1 protein-coding gene is annotated in these 587 nt (G+C 49.9%); it reads left to right on the forward strand.

The window, feature by feature from the left end; all coding sequences use genetic code 11:
* Positions 1-587: EamA family transporter (locus R7190_RS29155; RefSeq protein WP_318138107.1), on the forward strand; the 587-nt coding region annotated here is incomplete at both ends.

The following is a 587-nucleotide window of genomic DNA, read 5'->3' on the forward strand; positions in this document are numbered from 1 at the left end:
TGTAACGCTGATTTATGACTTCCTGAAAGGTCGTTTTTCGCCTTGGTATTTAGTCACTGCGCTGATCGCAGTCGCGGGTGCCGCATGGATCAAATTCGCTGGCATTAACGAAAACTTCCTAATGGGCTTTTTGGTCGTGCAAGGGGCGAACCTCTGTTTTGCCATCGGTCAGGTGGGCTACAAATACATCATGGAAAGTGAGCCCGTCGATTTACCACAGCACACCGTGTTTGGTTACTTCTACTTGGGTGCGCTTTGTGTAGCAACCGGGGCTTTCGCGCTCATGGGCAACCTCGACAAACTGCCAACCACTGCAACCCAATGGGGCATTTTGACCTACCTTGGTTTGATTGCATCAGGCTTTGGTTACTTTGCGTGGAACAAAGGGGCAACCTTAGTGAATGCCGGCGCGTTAGCGGTAATGAACAACGCGTTAGTGCCAGCAGGCTTAATTGTGAATATCGTAATTTGGAACCGAGACGTCGACATCGTACGCCTCGCGATTGGCGGCGCGATCATCATGCTATCGTTGTGGATTAACGAAACGTGGGTGAAAAAACGCGTTGAAATGAGCTACGCCAATAAGT

The sequence above is a fragment of the Vibrio sp. 1078-1 genome, assembly GCF_033340475.1.